This window comes from Psychrobacter sp. 1U2 (assembly GCF_051847575.1).
The window spans coordinates 1-996 of sequence record NZ_JBPYDC010000531.1 but is presented as its reverse complement, the minus strand read 5'-3'; the positions used below and the strand labels follow the sequence as shown (position 1 = coordinate 996).

At 40.9% G+C, this 996-nt stretch carries 1 protein-coding gene; it reads left to right on the top strand.

Annotated elements, in window-relative coordinates; all coding sequences use genetic code 11:
* Positions 1-200: 200 nt before the first annotated feature.
* A partial coding sequence (locus tag ACS8FD_RS17080) for a thioredoxin family protein (RefSeq protein ID WP_439276723.1) occupies positions 201-996 on the top strand: 796 nt, incomplete at its 3' end.

Genomic DNA, 996 nt, shown 5'->3' with positions numbered 1-996 from the left:
TTATGATTGGTTTTATAAAACATAAAGTTTGAGTTTACCAGCTTGCTCAAAATCATGAAACCTATGATAATAGGGACATTAAAGGGTATCAGCCTATTGTATATAAGATATTAAACAAAATTGTTAGTACTAAAAAATTTGTATTCAAACGTACAATAGGCGCATTGCCGTTACATAACCAATAATGATAAGGAACAAATATGATAGATCAAAGCTTATTAGATGCTGTCAAAAGCTATAGTGAAAACATGACTCGTCCGATTACCTTTGTATTGGGTAGTGGTGAGCATGAAAAACGTGACGAGTTGGTTGATTTTTTGACCAAAATTGCTGGTACCACCGATAAGATTAACTTCGATGCACAAATAAATGACGACAGCTTGCCAAGCCCAATCAGCTTTGCGGTTCGTAGTCATATTGATGAGACACCTACCGATACAGGCATTGTATTTAGCGGTATCCCAGGCGGTCACGAATTTACGTCGCTTATCTTAGCAATTCTTCAGGCTGGTGGACATACATTAAAGCTGGATGAAGGCATTCAAAAGCTCATTAAGCGTTTTAATAAACCATTACAGTTCCAAACCTACGTATCGTTGTCTTGCCACAGTTGCCCAGAAGTTGTGCAGGCGTTGAACCAATTCGCACTCTTAAATGATGATATTAGCAATGAGATGATCGACGGTGCACTGTTTCAAGAGCAGGTCGAGGCGAATAATATCCAAGGTGTACCAGCCGTTTTCTTAAACGGTAAGCCATTTGCCAATGGTTTGATTGATACCGCTAAGCTGATCGAAAAGCTACAAGAGCAGTTTCCTGATTTATTAGCAGAAGAGGGTGGTGACGAAGAGCAGTTAGAGCAGCAGGATGTTACTATCATCGGTGCGGGACCTGCTGGGGTAGCGGCAGCGATTTATACTGCGCGCAAAGGTCTTAAAGTGACGATGGTCGCTGACCGTATTGGTGGACAGGTAAAAGACACACAGGATATCGAAA